General features: G+C 56.4%; 14 protein-coding genes. 12 read left to right on the top strand and 2 right to left on the bottom strand.

The genetic code is table 11. The features are described from left to right. Positions 1-2: 2 nt before the first annotated feature. The 12 genes from FHR94_RS17310 (at position 3) to FHR94_RS17255 (ending at position 16,366) form a co-directional block, all read left to right on the top strand. Positions 3-2,144 carry a glycosyltransferase gene (locus FHR94_RS17310; RefSeq protein WP_183327622.1) on the top strand — a complete coding sequence of 714 codons (2,142 nt, stop codon included), beginning with the start codon at positions 3-5 and terminating at the stop codon, positions 2,142-2,144. A 9-nt stretch (positions 2,145-2,153) separates the two neighbouring features. Then, a complete protein-coding gene (locus tag FHR94_RS17305; RefSeq protein ID WP_183327620.1) occupies positions 2,154-3,770 on the top strand; it encodes a heparinase II/III family protein in 1,617 nt (538 codons plus the stop codon). A gap of 361 nt (positions 3,771-4,131) precedes the next feature. Continuing rightward, complete coding sequence (locus tag FHR94_RS17300; protein WP_183327618.1) at positions 4,132-5,031, top strand: hypothetical protein; 900 nt, start codon at positions 4,132-4,134, stop codon at positions 5,029-5,031. Between the two features lie 218 nt (positions 5,032-5,249). Further along, positions 5,250-6,986 (top strand): hypothetical protein, encoded by a 1,737-nt coding sequence (locus FHR94_RS17295; protein WP_183327616.1) that lies wholly within the window; start codon positions 5,250-5,252, stop codon positions 6,984-6,986. Next, the gene (locus FHR94_RS17290) at positions 6,979-8,229 is read left to right on the top strand and encodes a glycosyltransferase family 4 protein (protein ID WP_183327614.1); all 1,251 of its coding nucleotides are present in this window, start codon (positions 6,979-6,981) and stop codon (positions 8,227-8,229) included. The genes FHR94_RS17295 and FHR94_RS17290 overlap by 8 nt, the downstream gene beginning before the upstream one ends. Beyond that, the gene (locus FHR94_RS17285) at positions 8,226-9,452 is read left to right on the top strand and encodes a glycosyltransferase family 4 protein (RefSeq protein WP_183327612.1); all 1,227 of its coding nucleotides are present in this window, start codon (positions 8,226-8,228) and stop codon (positions 9,450-9,452) included. The genes FHR94_RS17290 and FHR94_RS17285 overlap by 4 nt, the downstream gene beginning before the upstream one ends. Before the next feature lie 57 nt (positions 9,453-9,509). Further along, positions 9,510-10,892: an undecaprenyl-phosphate glucose phosphotransferase gene (locus FHR94_RS17280; protein ID WP_183327610.1), complete on the top strand. Its 1,383-nt coding sequence runs from the start codon at positions 9,510-9,512 to the stop codon at positions 10,890-10,892. A gap of 71 nt (positions 10,893-10,963) precedes the next feature. Then, positions 10,964-12,220 carry an O-antigen ligase family protein gene (locus tag FHR94_RS17275; protein ID WP_246390039.1) on the top strand — a complete coding sequence of 419 codons (1,257 nt, stop codon included), beginning with the start codon at positions 10,964-10,966 and terminating at the stop codon, positions 12,218-12,220. 125 nt (positions 12,221-12,345) lie between these two features. Beyond that, positions 12,346-13,137 carry a hypothetical protein gene (locus FHR94_RS17270; protein ID WP_246390037.1) on the top strand — a complete coding sequence of 264 codons (792 nt, stop codon included), beginning with the start codon at positions 12,346-12,348 and terminating at the stop codon, positions 13,135-13,137. Between the two features lie 109 nt (positions 13,138-13,246). Continuing rightward, positions 13,247-14,824 (top strand): ATP-binding protein, encoded by a 1,578-nt coding sequence (locus tag FHR94_RS17265; RefSeq protein ID WP_343064683.1) that lies wholly within the window; start codon positions 13,247-13,249, stop codon positions 14,822-14,824. 107 nt (positions 14,825-14,931) lie between these two features. Continuing rightward, positions 14,932-15,486, top strand: a complete 555-nt coding sequence (locus FHR94_RS17260) for a YrbL family protein (protein WP_183327598.1) — start codon at positions 14,932-14,934, stop codon at positions 15,484-15,486. Positions 15,487-15,745: 259 nt separating this feature from the next. Next, positions 15,746-16,366 carry a polysaccharide pyruvyl transferase family protein gene (locus FHR94_RS17255; protein ID WP_183327652.1) on the top strand — a complete coding sequence of 207 codons (621 nt, stop codon included), beginning with the start codon at positions 15,746-15,748 and terminating at the stop codon, positions 16,364-16,366. Positions 16,367-16,370: 4 nt separating this feature from the next. Here the strand turns inward: FHR94_RS17255 and FHR94_RS17250 are convergent, their stop codons facing one another. Together FHR94_RS17250 and FHR94_RS17245 are read right to left on the bottom strand one after the other, a co-directional pair. Then, positions 16,371-17,279 (bottom strand): glycosyltransferase family 2 protein, encoded by a 909-nt coding sequence (locus tag FHR94_RS17250; RefSeq protein WP_183327597.1) that lies wholly within the window; start codon positions 17,277-17,279, stop codon positions 16,371-16,373. 37 nt (positions 17,280-17,316) lie between these two features. Then, entirely contained in the window at positions 17,317-18,018 is a 702-nt protein-coding gene (locus tag FHR94_RS17245) for a lipopolysaccharide kinase InaA family protein (protein WP_183327595.1), read from the bottom strand. Position 18,019 lies beyond the last annotated feature (1 nt).

The following is an 18,019-nucleotide window of genomic DNA, read 5'->3' as shown; positions in this document are numbered from 1 at the left end:
CCATGACCAAGCGTGTACTGGTCTGCGGCAACCCCGACCTCAACTTCATCGACGGCTCCTCTATCTGGGCGCAGACCATCGCCCTGGCCACCGCTGCCACCGGCAGCGCCCAAGTCGACTTTTTGGCCAAAAGCACGCCGGAACGTGATGAGCTCTTCGGCCCGCTGAAGAGTGCCGACAACCTCTCCATCATCGATGGCAGTGACCGTCAACACTGGAAAGGCAGGGGCTTCGCTCGCATAACGCCACCGATGATGGCCGAGCTGACCGTCAAGCGTGACCGCGCCAACCCCTACGATGTGATCATCGTGAGAGGATTGGAGATCGCCACCCAGCTGCTGGAAGCGCCGGACGTGCTGGCCAAGTGTTGGATATACCTGACCGATATTCCTCAACGCCTGGAGGAATACAGCGACGAGCAGCGCCTGACCATGCAGCGCATCGCTCACGGCTGTCACCGCCTGCTGTGCCAGGCAGAAGGCTTCCAGGCCCTGTGGCAGGCCCTGGTGCCAGATCTCGATACCGCCAAGGTACGTCTCTACACCCCGGTGATACCGGACCTGCCCAAGACCCTGCCGCCGCTAGCCGAGCGTCCGGCGCGTGCCATCTACGCCGGCAAGTTCACGGGCGACTGGATGACCCTGGAAATGGCCGAGCAGTGGCCTGCCATCCATGGCCAGCTTCCCGGCAGCGAGCTGGTGATGATCGGTGACAAGATCCACACCGAACCCGAGCGCCCCGACTATCAAACCCGGATGCAGCGGGCGCTGAAAGCCACCCCGGGCCTGCGCTGGCTGGGTGGCCAGTCTCGTGAAGCCGTGCAGCAGCAGCTACAGCAAGCGCGCGTAGGCCTCTCCTGGCGTGACGAGAGCATGAACGACACCGTGGAGTACTCTACCAAGATCCTGGAGTACGGCGGGGCAGGGTGCGCGGCGATCCTCAACCGTAACTCGCTGCACGAACAGTTGCTGGGCCACGACTATCCGCTGTTTGCCAATAGCCCCCAAGAGTTCACTCGCCAACTCACCCGGGCGCTCAGCGAACCGGAGGTTGCCCAGCAGGCTGCCAACGCGCTCAAGCGCCTGGCCGAGCGCCACACCTTCTCCACCCGTGTCGGTGAAATCCGCCAGTGGCTGGACGAAACTCCCAAGGCGCCCAAGCCCCAGTCCAAGACCAAGGTGCTGGTGGCCGGGCATGACCTCAAGTTCTTCAGCCTGCTGCAGAAGAAGCTGGAAGCCACCGGCCAGTTCGAGTTCCTCACCGATCAGTGGCAGGGGCACAATCAACACGACGAGGACCAGAGCCGCGCCCTGCTGGAGCAGGCCGATGTGATCTTCTGCGAATGGTGCCTGGGTAACCTCAAATGGTACTCGCATCACAAGAAGCCCCATCAGCGCCTGGTGGCACGTTTTCACGCCCAGGAAGCCCGTGTGCCCTACATGGGTGAGGCCAACTGGGAGGCCATCGACCACGTCAGCTTTGTCAGCGAGCACACCCGCCGACAAGCGCTAGAGGTTTTCCAAGGCTTCCCGGTTGACAAGACCTCAGTGATCCCCAACTACCTGGACGACACCAAGTTCACGCCCAAGAAAAAGACTGGAGAGGCCCGCTTTACGCTGGGCATGGTGGGTGTCGCCCCCAAGAGCAAGCGTCTGGACCGTGCCATTGATCTCCTGGAAGCCCTGCTGGAAGAAGATGACCGTTATTGCCTGCGAGTTAAGGGAAAGCACCCGCTGGATTACGGTTGGCTGCTCAAGCGTGAAGAGGAGCTGACCTATTATCGAGAGGTGTTCAAGCGAATCAACAGCAACCCCAAGCTTCGCCATAAGGTGATCTTTGATCCGGCTGGAGACGATGTGAACGAATGGTTCACAATGGTAGGTTTTATTCTATCGCCTTCCGACTTTGAGTCGTTTCATATGGCAGTTGGTGAAGGGATGCTGACCGGTGCCATGCCCGTGATTTGGAATTGGGATGGGGCAGCCGAGATTTGGGGTGATGAGTGGGTTGTCAGCTCGTTTGAGGATGCCAAGCAAAACGTGGTTAGCGGCGAGCCAACTAAAGACCTGGCAGCACGTCTAATGAGCGCCATGTCTTCGCAAGATATCAGCCAGCGCTGGAAAAAAGTGATTAAACAGAGTTAATGAGATCCTATGACGACGAAAGAGATATTGGCTTGCGCCACGCCGGAAGCGATCCAGTACATTAAAAAGGCCGTTAACTCAAAGAATAAAGCTGACTACCAAAAGCTCAAGAAACTGTTTGATGGTAAACAGTTTGAAGCAAAGAATTTTGATGATAGTGAGCTGGATGTCCTCACCTTCGACTGGCAAAATCTGGAGCGTGATCGCAACTGGTGGTGGCAGCTACAGGCCCTGCCGTTCCTCAATTGGTTTGCCAATAGCTTGGAACTGCAAAGCGAAGAGGAGCGGGCTCGCTACTTCTCATACTGCCTGGACGCGGTCCACTGCTGGATCAACCATGCCAAGCAGAATAAGGAGTCCCCACTGGTGTGGCACGACCACGCAGCAGCGTTCCGTGTGCGCAACCTGACCAACTGGCTGCTGTTCTGCCATATCGCCGAGCTACCGGTCAGTGAGGATGCCCGTGCAGAGCCTCTTGCCAACCTGATAGTTGAGCACCTCGACTGGCTGGGAGACGACAAACACTACTCGAAGCACACCAACCACGGGTTCGACCAAGCCATGATCGCACTGACGATCGGGCTGATGTTTGCCCGTGATGACTTTGGATCGCATCGTCAGCGTAACCGTGAACGCTTGAAAGATGAGGTAACCTTCGCCTTTACTGATGAAGGGGTGCACAAAGAAAACAGCCCCGGCTACCAGAAGATGATGTTGGGAAGGCTCAAGCAGCTGCGTACTCTGGCTCCATTAGGGGAACAGGAAATCTTGCAGTTGGGAAAGCGCTATATTGATAAAGCAGAAGCGTTCCTGCGGGCAATCACACTGCCTAATGGCTACTTACCGATGATTGGGGATACGCGGGGTGAGGATGAAGGTTTAGCGTATGTCCAAAAAAAGGAGATCGATGTACTGGACTACTCGGCATCTGGTTACGTCATTGTTCGAGGAAAGGTTCTGGATAAGGACTTCCACTTGATCTTCAAGGCAAGTCACCTGTCAAACTATCATCGTCATGATGATGACTTGTCGATACACTTGTATTTTGATGACAAAATTATACTAGGGGATGGTGGTCTAGGGTCTCATAATGAAAAAGATAAAAAAAGGATTTTCTTAAGATCAAACTTATCCCACAACGTGCCGTACATCGTGGGAGAAGAGCCAATAAGAAATGTTGTCCATTTAAATGGTAGCCACCCTAAGGTCTTTGTAGAAAAAAATAAAGTGGTAGGTGAAGCCTTTGGTTACAGTGCGCCAATTAGAAGAGAGGTGGACTTGGCTAATTTGCCTCAAGGAAAATTCATAATCAAAGATGAGGTTAAAGGAGAGGAGGCTTATAAGCTTGCTGCTAATTTTTATTCTACATTAGGGTTTGTTAAGTCACAAAATAGCTTGCTGGCCCCTATCAATGCTGTTTCATCGTTAAGAATTAGTTCAAAGGGTGCTGTTGAATTTAATAGATTTTCCACATATTTCTCAAGTAAATTTACTCAGTTTAGTAAGATCAATTGCTTCAGCTTGGTTGCTAAAGATGGTATTGAGGCACCAAATAAGCTTGAAGTTGAGATCGATCTACAGCACCCACAAAGGTGCTCTATGATATTTCCTGATTACTCATTTTAATTGGCCATCAAGCACACCTCCTGTAGCCATACTAGAATCACAAAGGTAGTTAAGGAGTTAGTAACATGGCTCGCAATCTCATTCGGTTCCAGCCCGGCCTGTCTTACGGCACCGAAGCGCAGCGCCGGTCGGCCCTCTTTCAACATCCCTGATCCAAGGGATTTGTGCCCGATTGTGGCACGATGGCGGCCAGAACACCATCGATGCCTTATCGGTTCCTGAAGTTAACTGAGATATATACGTATCCAGGTAGACTTTTTCAGGCCTTCCCTGAGCTTTTAATATCCTTGAAGTGATTAAAAGTTATATTTTAATGTTTTGTGTGAAAGGTTTGTAATTAATTTTACAGGTTTAAATGAGAATGCAACATATAGATAAGATTCTTGCCTCATATATAAAGTGTCCATCTTCGTTTTGGGAGGGAAATGAAAGACAGGCTAGTAAAAGTTCAGAAAGGATTTGTAAGTTACGCTCATATTATGGTTTGGGAGAGGAGAGTCTGTCCAAAATAATTATAGCCATTGCGAAAGAAAGAATTAATGAGGAACTGCCAACAATTTATGTTTCAAGCTTTGGGTCTTCTGGGTCACACTTGCTGCAGCATGTTTTAGTTGATTCGCTTGGTTTTATAGGTCTTGGAGAGATATATCTCCCTCCTAAAATTGAGAGATTGCTAAAAGACGGCGAAGATGCCACCAATAAGCTGTTTGTCGAATCTTACCACTTGCTGCATAGTGGTCCTGAACGAATATTTGCAAAAAAAGAAATTATAAATACTGCACACAAGGCTAAGCTGCAGGGCTTTTCTTCAAACACAGCTACATATAGTTCTGCTTTTTTGTTGAGAAATCCAGTAGATCTGGTTATGTCTAGGACTTTCCGGAAAGGAGAGTATAGGAATTATTTGGGAAAGGAGGGTGTTTCTGACAAAGAGTATTTAAAAGAGAATCTTGTTAAGACTAAAAGATTCTATGATGCGGCATTAAGTTATCCTTATGATCAATACTTCTTTTATGAGGATTTGTTGTCATGTGACTATGAGGTTTCTGTGAGTATTGCTAAATTTGCCAAGAGATTTAATAGTAAGGATGCTATACATGAGGCACTGAAGAAAGCAGTTTCTAATGGCGCATCTAATAAATATAAAGGCCCCGACATAACTATCGACGATGCCTATTATTCTATAGCCAAGTCTGAGCTTGTTTCTGTTTTGGGCGAGTTTCATAAAATTCGAGAAGAATACCGAGCGATGTCCACGTAAGCCAGTATCTATCAACATAGGCAACGCCTGAGTTTTTCCTGAAATTTACAGCGCTTCTGCCTTCAGAGTTCATTCCTTCTCGTTATAAAGGAGCAAGGTATTCGGAAAGCTCAGTTCGCGGATGTCGCTGGTCCTCCTGCCTCTGTTGTGTGGTCCAAAGTTCTGCAGTTATTCTATGAGTCCAGGCAGTATTGTTGCCCTTGGCAAGAGACCTTTTTATGTTGAAGCCGGTTCTCAAGACTTTGCGATGGTCGGTTTCACTGGGCGCCAAGTTTATCCGTGTAGTGGCCTTTCCCACCAGTGCCATCGTTATCGTTACGCTAGTGTCTCAGCTCTCATCTCTTCTGGCATCGTTTCTTCCGCTGAAGGTTGTCATCCTGCTCGGTTCGGATGGTGTTCCGCGTTATTTCCCTGCCTCATTCGCTGCAATGGATCGCGATGTTCTGATTGCCGGGTTGAGTGCAGCGACCCTGGGATTCTTCCTTGCCCATTTGTTGGCGGAGCGACTCATCGGCTGGATTACGGCTCTAGGCACGAGTCGACTATTGGCAAAAAGCCACAAGATGGTCCTCTTCGAGAATCAGGACCAAGTGGCGGCCGGGGGCTACCAGCGCTACTCGCGGGCTTTGGCCGGTGGCGTATTCATCGGGTTGTCGCTGTCTGGCCTGGGATGGTTCTACCCGGAAGTGACCTTGGTGATCATGGGTTACGCCGTGCTCGCCTTCCTCGTGCTGTGGTTCCTGCATCGCCATAGCCCGACGGTGCGGGAGAGACTGGAGACCAAGCTGAGCAACTTGCTCAATATCGTGGCAGGGGTTGGTTTTTTCGTTGCCTTCGGGTATCTGGTGTCGGACTTCATTCTTGGGCAGGCCCCTGGTGTTATCATTGCCATTGTGACATTGATCCTTAGTCGGCAGATGATGACTCGGGCTACCGGCCTCGTGGCAGACTTGGCTGCGCTGCGTCAGCAAAGGGTCAAGCTGGATGCCCTTTTCTTTCACGGAAAGGTGCTGCTGTCGGATACCGTTCAACACGAACGATCGATTTGGCCACTGCTGCAACCCCACGTGCGAGATTCATGGATACGGGCGGTGCTGGAAGAGCTGGCAGACGATGTCGAAGAGGGTGTGGTTTGCCAGTGGCATCAGACGGGGCAGCCAAATGTAGCCGCCCTCAGGGTCGAGACGGACTCACGGCGCTATCTGGTGAAGGTGTTCGAGAAAAACCGCAGCTCACTCGCCCTGCATGAGGCCACCCTGATGGGGGAGAGCGTGACAGGGCTGCCGGCCCCTCGCTTTGTGGGTGCGACACAGGTCCAGAAATTTCACTGCCTCCTTTATGAGTTGCCAGCGGGGCGCCCACCGGAACTCGGGGAGGTGAAACCCCAGGTTCAATTTTTACGTCGTCAGCTACTGGGCATTGACCCGCCTTCGCCACTCTGTCATCGCTATCAGCGTTCGCGCCCCATGCTTTGGCAGCGATTGAATGCCGGCCTGCTCGAGCGCCTGCACATGGCCGTTACCTCCGATGAGCAGCGGGTGGAACTGGATTCGCTAGTGGAGAACTTGTCCCGCCTGGGGGCCATGCTCCAGGCGCTCCCCCTGGTGATTCATCAGCCGGGCCTGTCTCAGGATACGCTCTGGGTAACTGACGAGGCATCGCCTATGGCGCTGGACTGGGGACGGTGGTCGCTGGAGCCGCTCGGTGCCGGTTGGCCGGAGGGGGCGAAAGGACTGGCCTACCTGGAATCGGCCATCGCAGAGACCGCCGAGACTCGGCCGGCGTTGCATCGAGTGGCCATCGAGGAGGCCGAGCTGTCGGCGCTGGCCTTTGCCCTGGAGCGGGAGTGCAACCGCCAGCGCTATGTACAGGCCCTGGAACTGGTACCCGCATTGGTGGAACGGCTGGCCGAAAACAAGAGCTCATCCTATTGGAAAGGGGCAGTCAATGACTGATGGGCATGGGTTCAAGCCGGCCAGGCCGGATAGCGACGTCACGGTGAGCATGCTGGTTTGCAATCCCTTCCTGAATGATGCGCGGGTCCGGAAGGAGGCCGAGACCCTGGCTCTGGCCGGCTATCAGGTCACGGTGCATGCGCTCGCCTTGCCGGGCGTTACGCCGCGCTTTGAGGTGCTCGAGAGTGGTGTACGGGTCCAGCGCCATGGGGCCAGTGAGGCCAAGCCAGCGCGACAATCCGGGGCGAGCAAGCGGGAGCGTTCCAGACGGGAGGTACTCGCCCTCGTGGCCTCTCGTGGCAGGGCGCTGATCAGCATGGCCTGGTCGACATTTCGTGCTCGCCCGGATATCGTGCATGCCCACGATGTGAACATGCTGCCAACCGCCTGGCTGGCGGCTCGGCTTGCCCGGGCCGCCTTGGTCTATGATGCCCACGAGATCAGTACCGACCGAGAAGGCTATCGGTCGTTTCGAGGTGCCGTGGGCTGGATCGAGAAGCAACTGGTGCCCCGAGTGGCGGGCATGATCACCACGACGGATGCCCGCGCCAAGTTCTTTGCCCGTGCCTACGGGGTGTCACGCCCCCTGGTGCTGCAGAATCGCCCGCGCCTGGTCAAGGTGGAAGGCGCGAATCGCATTCGCGAGGAGCTTGGGTTGAGCGAGCCCTGGCCGATCGTGCTGTATCAGGGCGGGCTGCAGCCCGGCCGCGGTCTGGAACGTCTGGCCAAGGCGGCCGCCAAGGTGCCGGAAGCGTACTTCGTCTTCATCGGCGGAGGCAGCCAGGCTGATGAGCTGCAGCTGCTGGTCAAGGCCTCGGGCCTGGGTGGTCGCGTCCGCTTCATCGATACCGTGGCGTTGGACGAGCTGCCGTTCTACACCGCTTCGGCGGATATCGGGGTGCAGCCGATCGAGAACACCTGCCTGAACCACTTCACCACCGACTCCAACAAGCTGTTCGAGTATGTGATCGCCGGGTTACCGGTGGTGGCGACTCGGCTTCCGGAAATCCGCAAGGTGGTTCAGCATCATGACCTCGGCCTGCTGGTGCCGCCAGGCGATACCGAAGCCTTGGCGGACGCCATCCGCACGCTGGTGCAGGCCCCGGACCTGTGCAGACGTTACCAGGCCAACGCAGAGAAGGCGGCGCAATCGCTCAATTGGGAAACACAGGAGGCCTCCTTGCTGGAGCTTTACCATCGGGTGCTAGGGGCAAACACGACCACGGAGCGCGCCAGTCAATGAACGGGCCCAGGTTGCTGCTTCTTACCTTCTATTATCCCCCGGACCTGGGGGCCGGGTCTTTCCGCAGCCATGCCCTGGTCCAGGCGCTGCTCGAGCGGCTTCCCGCCAACGCGCATCTGGAGGTATTGACCACGGCGCCTAACCGCTATGCCGGCTTTTCGACGCAGGCGCCGGCGGTTGAAGAGAATGCCTCAGGCCGCTTGACCGTGCGCCGCTTGGCGCTGCCCAGTCATCAAAGCGGCATGCTGGACCAATCGCGTGCCTTTGCGTCGTACGCCTATCAGGTCAGGCGCCTGACGCATGGCAAAGGCTATGATCTGGTCATGGCCACGTCATCGCGCCTGATGACGGCAGTGCTCGGCGCCTATGTTGCCAGGCAGTGTTCGGCCAGGCTCTACCTGGATATCCGGGATATCTTCGTCGAGAACCTGCCGTTCCTGTTGCCGCCAGGGAGTCGCTGGTTCGGCATCCCGTTCTTTTCAGCCCTCGAGCGCTGGGCGGTCAAGCGAGCCAGCCGGGTCAATCTCGTCTCCCGGGGGTTCGAGGCGTATTATCGGCCGCGCTTTCCTCGTCAGGTGTTCTCCTGGCACAGTAACGGGGTGGATCGTCTCTTTATCGACGCTTTCGCCGAACAGGCCGGATCGCGACCTCGGGCCGTGGGAGCCGCTGCCTCCCGGCAGCCTCGCCGGGGCCGTTTGAGCATCCTGTATGCGGGCAACATCGGACAATGCCAAGGGCTGGAGCGCACGCTCCCGGCGTTGGCCAAGCGGCTGGAAAACGAGGCCAGCTTCGTCTTGATCGGGGATGGCGGTCGAAGGCAGGCGCTGGAGGCCAGGCTTCGAGAGCTGGGCACCACGAATGTGGAGATCCGGGCGCCCGTCGAGCGTGATAGGTTGATTGAAGAGTACCACAAGGCCGATGTGCTGTTTCTGCACCTGAATGACATGGCCTGTTTCTCGCGGGTCATCCCCTCCAAACTGTTCGAGTATGCGGCGACGGGCAAGCCGATCCTGGCCGGGGTCAGGGCCTTTCCGGCCGAATTCTGTGCGCGGCATATCGCCAACGCCAGTGTCTTCGAGCCATGCGACCCGGAAGCTGGCGAATCGGCCTTTCGCAGGCTGAGCATCTCGGATCAACCCCGTGAAGAGTTTGTCGATCGCTTCCGGCGTGATCGCATCATGTCAGAAATGGCAGGTGACATTGCGGAACTGGTCGATCGTTGACGTCTGGAATTAATTCTGTGCGAGCTCTATGAGCCACACTGAGAACAGTCAGGAAATATGAGCAAGTCGTCCATCGCTTTTTCCGAACGCTATCCTGCCAAGCTCGTTGTTCCTGTTGTCGATGCACTGGCCCTGGCCTTCGCCGGGATAGCCGCCTATTGGTTGCGTTTCGATACCGTAGATCTCCATGAGCGCTATACCCTCGCGATCGCCATCATGGTGCTGCTGGTCATTCTGCTGAATATCATGCAGGGGGCCTATGCCCGCTGGCGTCTTACCAGAATTTCGACCCTGTTGGGCAAGCTGTTGCTGGTCTGGATGGTGGTGGCCATCCTCGCCGCGTCTATCATCTACTTTGCCCATGCCGCCGATCGCTATTCCCGTCTGTGGGTGGGATTTACACTGCTTATTTCGTTCGCGGTTTCCGGTGGCGCAAGGGTCCTTGCCCAGTTGCTGCTTCGCCAGGCCCGAAGGCGAGGCCTAGCGCGTCGTTCCGTCTTCCTGATAGGGCCGGGCGACCAGCTGATCCGGGTGGCGAAGGGGATGCGGGCCTCTCCAGCAGAGGGCTACTCCATCGCCGGGGTCGCGCGTCTTTCCCATAAGGTGGGTCCTGGCGGCTTCCAGGAGTTGAGTCAACGCGTTGCCCGTAGCGGGGCACGGGAAGTGTGGATATGCCTGCCCCTCGAGATGGGTAACGTGGTCCGCTCGATCCTGTTCTCGCTACGCAATCTCACGGCTGAAGTTCGTTTCATTCCGGACTTTCAGGATATGCAGCTCCTCAACCATCAAATGAGTGAGGTGGCCGGTCGGCTCGCCATCGACTTGAGCGTGACACCCATTGATGGCATGGCGCGAATCATCAAGCGTCTGGAAGATTTGCTGCTGGGGAGCGTCTTTTTTATTATGTCGCTCCCTGCCTGTCTTGTCATCGCTATCATTCTCAAGTGTCAATCTCCCGGACCGGTGCTTTTCAAGCAATTCCGAACCGGCGTGAACGGTAAGCATTTCAAGGTCTACAAGTTTCGCTCCATGGAGGTCCATGACGAGCGAAGCGGTATGATCACTCAGGCCACCCGTGGGGACCCTCGTGTGACCCCGTTTGGTGCCTTTCTCAGAAGCACGTCACTCGATGAGCTGCCCCAGTTCTACAATGTGCTGCAGGGGCGCATGTCCATCGTGGGCCCGCGTCCCCATGCGCTTTCCCATAACGACTACTACATGGAGTTGGTGGAGTCCTACATGAAGCGGCATAAGGTCAAACCGGGGATTACCGGCTGGGCGCAGGTGAATGGGTTTCGTGGGGCAACGGACACCATCGACAAGATGGAACGACGCGTCGAACACGACCTCTGGTACATCGATAACTGGTCCATCTGGCTGGATCTGCGCATCATCGGATTGACGATTCTCAAGGGGTTTAGAGGGCCAAATGCTTACTGAATGAACCTTGATTTGGTGGTAGCATGGCCGGCTTACCAGCCGGCCTTTCTGTTCCTGGAGCTTCCCTTGCCATGTTCTCTATGACCTATCGTGCGTCCGGCGATGTTGTCCTTCCGTACTACACCAGCCTGGCGGTCTTTCTGCTCGGCGCCATTGCGTTGATCGTCTCCAGCGGCTACTCATTGGGTGCCGTGATGCTGGTGCTGGGCAGCGTGGTATTGCTGTTCAAGCGCCCGTACCTGGGATTGGATCGGCAAGACTGGAGCATCGTGGCTGTCCTGATGGCGTTTGCTGCTGTGGGAATGATGGAGGCCTGGTGGGATGAGCAGGGAACATCCGGTCTCGACAAGCCAAGCCGCTTTCTGTTGGCGATACCGGCCATGTTGTTGGTGATGGCCTATCCGCCCAAGTTGGCCTGGATGTGGGGTGGCTTGGCCATTGGCGCCATTTTGTCCGGCAGCTGGGCCGGCTGGCAGAAGCTGGTGGAAGGCGTTGACCGCGCGACCGGATACACGTACGTCATCCAGTTCGGCAACCTGAGCATGTTGCTGGGGGTGCTCTGTGTGGCCGGCCTTGGCTGGGCCGTCGTGCAACCCCAGCGCAGAGTTTGGGTCGTGCTGCTGTCCTTGGGGGCAATGGGTGGCATCCTGGGCTCCTTGTTCTCGGGCAGCCGAGGCGGCTGGATCGGTATACCCTTCATCCTGCTGGTGCTCTATCGCGGTTATGGACGTCAATTGTCCCTTGCGCTAAAGCTGTTCGTCCTGGCGCTGGTCGTGATGGGGGGAACGCTCGCCTATGTGCTGCCACAGACCGGCGTGCAGTGGCGCGTGCATATGGCCTTCAACGACGTTTCCGATTATGTCTCCGGTGAGAGTCGCGCCAGCTCCGTCGGGTCGCGCTTCGAGATGTGGAAGGGGGCGACACAACTCATTCTTGAGAAGCCGCTGACGGGCTGGGGCGACAACGGTTACCAGCAGCGTATGCAGGCGCTGGCCGATGAGGGGGTGATAGACCCTTATGTGACGCGCTATGGTCATGCGCATAATGAGTTCATCGATGCCTTCGCCAAGCGCGGGATTATCGGCCTGGCTGTATTACTGGCGCTTTATCTCGTTCCCATGAAGTTGTTTGCGCAACGCTTCGGCAATCGGGATCTGGAGCAGCGATCGCTGGCCGTGGCGGGAATGTTGCTGAGCGTGGCCTATATCGATTTCGGTCTGACGCAGGTGTTCCTGGCGCATAACAGCGGGGTGATGATGTACGCATTCTGGTTGGCGGTCCTCTACGGGACATTAAGAGCGTATGAGGTGCGCAGCCAGAATAGATAACCGCAACGTCAAGGAAGAACGCCGGATCAAGGGAGATGAGGATTACCGAGAGACAATCGACACCATCGGCTGCCCCTGTTGCCCCGGCGGGAGATCCGGCGTTTGCACCGCTGTATGACCCTCGAATGCGTTGGCCTATCCGGCGTGCCTGGCTCCAGGTGGCAGTGCGAGAAGGCTTCCAGTCGGCCGTCACCCTCCCTGTGGAGCGGGCCCTATTCCAGGTCTGGAAGCGAGCCATGCCGGGCGCCGGGCTGCTGGAGCAGAAAGGGCTCCCTAGGCGGGTGATCGAGCAGGAACTGGGCTCGGATCTGGTGTTGCACGTCGATCCGCGCAAGCTGATCCGTATCACGGACTGGCGGGGCTATGCGCACAGCAGTCGTCCCTTGTCTTCGGCCTTCCTCTGGGACGGCGAGTGGGATCTCAGGCGTGGCGACCTTCGCTACAGCTCACGGTATCGCTTCATCAGCGATCTGGACCGGCATCGCGATGACCTTCGTCACACGGCGCGCTTTCGGGAGCTGAAGGCGCGTCTGGAGGAAGGGCGCCCCTGGTCCTCTCATCAGCAAGGCATCCTGCTGGATTCCGAGGAACGAGTCCTTGCCTATCTGCGGGTCTACCTGAGTTTCCTGGATGACATGGCGGTGCGTGGCTTCGATGACACCCGTGGCAAGGATGCGCTGGGGGTGGCTGTTACCCGGGAAGGGCGCCTGCTCAAGATCAATCGTGGCCTGCACCGCCTGGCTATGGCGCAGCGGCTGGGGCTCGATTCGGTGCCCGTCAGCGTCAAGGCCGTTCACCGGGAGTGGTGGCATCAGGTTACCGCCGGCACCACCGGCCAGGCGGCCTTGGAGCGCCTGAAGGTGGCGTTGGCAGAGTGCACCCCGGAAACCGCGCCGGGGCCGCTGGATCCGGTGTGATCGCCGCGCCTGACAGGCCGAAGGGCCTCGGGCAGACCTGGCTGCGCCACTCGGCATGCTATGCTGGCCCCAGCTCATCCGCACGACGCTCGGGTTCCAGGAGGTGGACGTGTCCCACAACGGTCGACTCAGGCTGCCGATCGGCATTCAGACGTTCGCGGACATGCGCGAGGGTGGCTACTACTACGTCGACAAGACGCCGGGAATCCACCGGCTGGTGGAGGAGGGCAAGTACTACTTCCTGTCGCGGCCGCGGCGCTTCGGCAAGAGCCTGCTGCTGGATACCCTGCGCTGCCTGTTCGAGGGGCGCGAGGCGCTGTTCGAGGGGCTCTACATCCACGACCAGTGGGACTGGCAGCGCCGGCACCCGGTGATTCGACTGAGCTTCGCCGATGGCATGCTGACCAGCCGCGACGCCCTGGATGCGCATATCCGCCACCAGTTGAAGCAGCACCGGGAGCGGCTGGGGATCGAGGCGGCACGCCCCGAGCTGATCTCCAGCGATTTCTCGGACCTGATCCGCCTGACCCATGAACGCCATGGCCAGCGCGTGGTGGTGCTGGTCGACGAGTACGACAAGCCGATCCTCGACAACCTTCTCGAACCCGAGCGCGCCCGCGAGTTGCGCGAGGGGCTCAAGAACCTCTACAGCGTGCTCAAGGACGCCGACCCGCACCTGGCCTTCGTGCTGCTCACCGGGGTGTCCAAGTTCAGCAAGGTCAGCCTGTTCTCGGGGCTTAACAACCTCAACGACATCACCCTGGACACGCCCTACGCGACGCTGTGCGGTTATACCGATACGGATATCGACACGGTGTTCGCCCCCGAGCTGCCGGGGCTGGACCGCGACGAGATCCGCCGCTGGTACAACGGCTACCGCTGGGGCGGGGAAGAGGTCTCTGCCGTCTACAACCCCTTCGACGTGCTGCTGTTGTTCCAGAAGCGAAAGTTCGCCCCCTACTGGTTCGAGAGCGCGACGCCCACTTTCCTGGTCAAGCTGTTGACCGAGCGGGGCGTGTTCACCCCGCAGCTGGAGCGGCTGCAGACGGAAGCCGAGCTGCTTGGCCGTTTCGATGTGGACCAGATCGCCAGCGAGGCGCTGCTGTTCCAGACCGGCTACCTCACCGTTCGTCGGGTTGAGGAGCCGATGACCGGCTACTGGCTCTATACCCTGGGCTATCCCAATCGTGAGGTGGAGGCGAGCCTCAACCAGGCATTGCTTCCGGCGCTGGGGGTTCAGGAGGCCCCCCGTGAGCGGCTCAGCCTGTTTCGCGCCCTGCAGGCTCACGACCTGGAGGCCCTGGAGACTCATCTCAAGTCGCTCTACGCCGGCCTGCCCCACGACTGGTACCGCAACAACCCGATCGCCCGCTACGAAGGGCATTATGCGAGCGTCTTCTACAGCCACTTCGCCGCCCTGGGCCTGAACGTCATCGTGGAAGACGCCAGCCACCACGGCCGGGTCGACATGGCCGTGGATTTCGCCGGTCATCTCTACCTGTTCGAATTCAAGGTGGTGGAGCAACTCCCCGAGGGCAAGGCGCTACAGCAGGTCAAGGAGAGGGGCTACGCTGACAAGTATCGCGCCGCCGGCAAGCCGATCCACCTGATCGGCGTGGAGTTTTCCAGAGATAAGCGCCAGATCGTGGCCTTCGACCACGAAGTCGTGCCTTCCTTGAAGGCGTGATCTTCGACCGCGGCTCTTGTGATACCCCGGCCGTGAGCTGGGAGGCGCGTATCTGGCATGCCGAGCGCCAATACGCCGGCCGACGCATCGGCGTGTGGGGAGCGTGAATGATTACCATAGATAAAAGCTTGTGTATCGGAAAAGGGTCGGAGCGTTATTGCTATCGGCATCCCGGCGATCAAGACATCTGTATCAAGGTGGCTTACAAGGCGGCCAGAAACAACAAGCAGAATATCAAAGAGTACCAGTATTACCGAAAGCGCCTGAAGCGGGTGTCCAGTTGGGCGCATATTCCACGCTGCCATGGGTGGGTGGCGACCGATCTAGGCTCCGGCCTGGCCTTCGATTTCATCAGTGATATGCATGGACAGCCCTGCAAGTCCCTGCATGAGGCGCTTGCCAGCGGTGCATTGAGCCTGGAGCAACTAGCGGGCCCATTGGAAGATCTGAGAAGTTATCTGCTGAAAAACAGGATTATCGTCTGCGACCTGAGATCAAAGAATATTCTCTGCAGAACAGAAGGCCACCAGGTGCGGCTTTATCTTGTCGATGGACTGGGCAATGGTGACTTTCTCAAGATCGCCGATCATGTGCCGGCATTGGCCAAGGCCAAGATTGAGCGGCATTGGCGCCGTTTGATGGTGGAAGTAGAGAAACTATAAGCGCATTTTGATCTTTTCGTACGAATCAAGAGTCAAGATGTGCTGGGAAAAGCATGAATATTAGAACATATTATTGGTGCAATAGAGTGGTGCCTGAATGGAAGCTTAAGTTAGGGAGGCTATTCTTTCGTGATGATCATAAGTATTTCACTACTGGCAACGCAGGAGATATTCTTGTAAAAGTTATTATTCGTGATCAATATGATGCATCAGCATTAAACATTGCTGATGATGGAAGTCGCCTGTTAATCGTAGGTCGATATCTCATCGTGTAAAAGATGGTGATATACTCTTCGGGGTTGGAACCCAAGGTAAGGCGGGTGCGCTACCCAAGCGCCAGGATGTCACGATTCTGGGGCTTCGTGGACCTATTACCTACGATGAATTCAAGGGTAAAGGTTACGATATGTCAGTTCGCTGTCTTCTTGATCCGGGGTTACTGGTGCGATTCATGTTTAGTGATGACACAAGACACCCTGATCCAGGAGCCGTTGCGTTTATTCCCCACTACAGGGAGCGTAATAATTATCGAAGCCTGCCACGTAAGGTTCGAATGATTGATATTGACAACCTGCCCCAGAATGTATGCAGAAAAATTCTTGAGGTTGAGCACGTTTTCAGCTCGTCATTACACGGAATTGTTTTTGCGCATGCTTTAGGGCGGCCGGCCACTTTGGTAGCGCCTAAAAACGAATCACTAGTAAAGTATAAAGATTATTACGCTTCCGTGGGCTTAAATTTTCCACTGCCGATTAGCGACTTTGGATGTTGTAATATGAGAGGGCTGAAAACCAGCCCCGAAAATGTTGTCTACAGTGAGAAAGACTTTGCTTTTCCAGATATAGAAATGCTGATAGATAAAGGGGTTGTGAGTAAATAAAATATTATTTTTGAAAAAAGGATAGCAAGTAACGCTTCGCAAGCCTGGCATCGAGGCGTAGCTTTCCATGCTTAATTCCGGTACGCAGTGTGTTTCTAAATTTCTTTCCCTGTTTAGTGCGATAAAGTGACTGGAGTGCTGACCTTATATCGGCTTCCACTAGTTTTTCTTTTTCTATCGAAGTAAGGGATGCAAGAAGCTTTGTGTTGGCTTGAATGGCCTCTACGAAGCGTTCTCCTTGTTCGATGATGCGGTGGTGATCATGTCTGGCTCTGTGAGGAGATACGCTGCGGACTATGCAAGATGGTCCGGGGGCATAGAGAGCTGGCTGATAATATAGCGCACGTATGAAGAACTCTACGTCTTCTTTCTTCCTGAGAGTCTCGTCGAACCCGTTGAGGTAAAGAAAGGAGTCACGCTTCATGAGAAAGCTATTGGTATGCAGCCAGTCCATGCGCTTTATGTATTCACTGAGAAAAAGGCTGTCACCTTCTTCCTTGATGCCGGGAAGCAACGATTCCCTGCTCTTCTCATCGATCTTTTCTCCAAAGAGTATCCCTTCGAAATCAGGATGCTCTATAGCAAGCCGCATGCGGCTTTCCACGGCAGTGGTGACGAGCAAATCATCCGAGTCCAGGAAACCGATATAATCGGCATCCGCGATGCTCACACCGTGATTGCGGGCAGCTGACTGTCCTTGGTTTTTACTCAGAGCCTCAATGATCACGCGTGGCTCTTCCTGATAATGCTGGCGAAGCATGACCAGGCTGTCATCCGTGGAGGCATCATCCACGACAATGCAGCGGGTGTTGGGCCAGGTCTGAGCCAGTACGGAGTCGATGGCTTCTTGAACATGTGGCCAGCGGTTAAAGCAGGGGATAATGATCGCCACTGAGGGTTTGGTGTCATTCATATTGGCATGCCGAAGTATTGGGAAAGCGTCAATGTTTCTATTGCCATAAGGTGTGAAGCCGCTGTTCGACCTTGTCGCGGTAGGTCTCCCCCCGCAGCTTGTTCACCGTCAACGATTGCCTCAGCGCCGGCCATTGGTCGGCGCTTTTCGTTGGTAGCCGGCGCACGTGTGTATCGATCCAGAGGATCTCGTTCTGGTCGGTGACGAGCAGGTTGTTGTAGTGCAGGTCGCGATGCACGTACCCGGCATGTGCGAGTTGGGCGACCTCATGACAGAAGCGCTCCAGGAAAGCCTGGCGCGCGTCCTCGTCCATCTCGTCGAAGACCTCGCCGCCGGGTCGGGCATCGCGCATGTGCTCCATCAAGAGCAACGAGGCATTGCGGTTGCCGGGGTTGAGCGAGATACCCCAGCCGTGACAGCGGGGCGTCTTGAGTCCCGCGCGGCGCAGGATCTGCAGACTCAGAAATTCCTTGCGGGCGACTGACTGGGCCAGCCAGCGCTTTTCCAGATAGTCGCGTAACACCCACTTGAGCGGTGACTGTGACTTCCGGTACTTGTCGGGCACCACCTTGGCGAGGATCTGCTGGTCTGCCGAGACAAAGAAGCGACTGCTGCCTACGGCCTCGAAGGCGGCGGTGGTGGTGGTACTGGCCAGGGTCAGGCGGTCCGGCAAGCCATTGGCGTGGAAGATGAGGTAGCGACGCCGGCGGTCGTTGAAGGGGATATCCAGCAGCTTCACG

This window comes from Halomonas cerina (assembly GCF_014192215.1).
In the GTDB taxonomy this organism is placed as follows: domain Bacteria; phylum Pseudomonadota; class Gammaproteobacteria; order Pseudomonadales; family Halomonadaceae; genus Halomonas; species Halomonas cerina.
Note: the sequence above shows the minus strand (reverse complement) of the source record. Positions and strands in the feature narration are given on the sequence as shown.

What these genes read in the sequence shown, in the direction of transcription:
- FHR94_RS17310 (WP_183327622.1), top strand. Translation starts at nt 3, where the DNA reads ATGACCAAGCGTGTACTGGTCTGCGGCAACCCCGACCTCAACTTCATC.
- FHR94_RS17305 (WP_183327620.1), top strand. Translation starts at nt 2,154, where the DNA reads ATGACGACGAAAGAGATATTGGCTTGCGCCACGCCGGAAGCGATCCAG.
- FHR94_RS17300 (WP_183327618.1), top strand. Translation starts at nt 4,132, where the DNA reads ATGCAACATATAGATAAGATTCTTGCCTCATATATAAAGTGTCCATCT.
- FHR94_RS17295 (WP_183327616.1), top strand. Translation starts at nt 5,250, where the DNA reads ATGTTGAAGCCGGTTCTCAAGACTTTGCGATGGTCGGTTTCACTGGGC.
- FHR94_RS17290 (WP_183327614.1), top strand. Translation starts at nt 6,979, where the DNA reads ATGACTGATGGGCATGGGTTCAAGCCGGCCAGGCCGGATAGCGACGTC.
- FHR94_RS17285 (WP_183327612.1), top strand. Translation starts at nt 8,226, where the DNA reads ATGAACGGGCCCAGGTTGCTGCTTCTTACCTTCTATTATCCCCCGGAC.
- FHR94_RS17280 (WP_183327610.1), top strand. Translation starts at nt 9,510, where the DNA reads ATGAGCAAGTCGTCCATCGCTTTTTCCGAACGCTATCCTGCCAAGCTC.
- FHR94_RS17275 (WP_246390039.1), top strand. Translation starts at nt 10,964, where the DNA reads ATGTTCTCTATGACCTATCGTGCGTCCGGCGATGTTGTCCTTCCGTAC.
- FHR94_RS17270 (WP_246390037.1), top strand. Translation starts at nt 12,346, where the DNA reads ATGCGTTGGCCTATCCGGCGTGCCTGGCTCCAGGTGGCAGTGCGAGAA.
- FHR94_RS17260 (WP_183327598.1), top strand. Translation starts at nt 14,932, where the DNA reads ATGATTACCATAGATAAAAGCTTGTGTATCGGAAAAGGGTCGGAGCGT.
- FHR94_RS17250 (WP_183327597.1), bottom strand. Translation starts at nt 17,279, where the DNA reads ATGAATGACACCAAACCCTCAGTGGCGATCATTATCCCCTGCTTTAAC.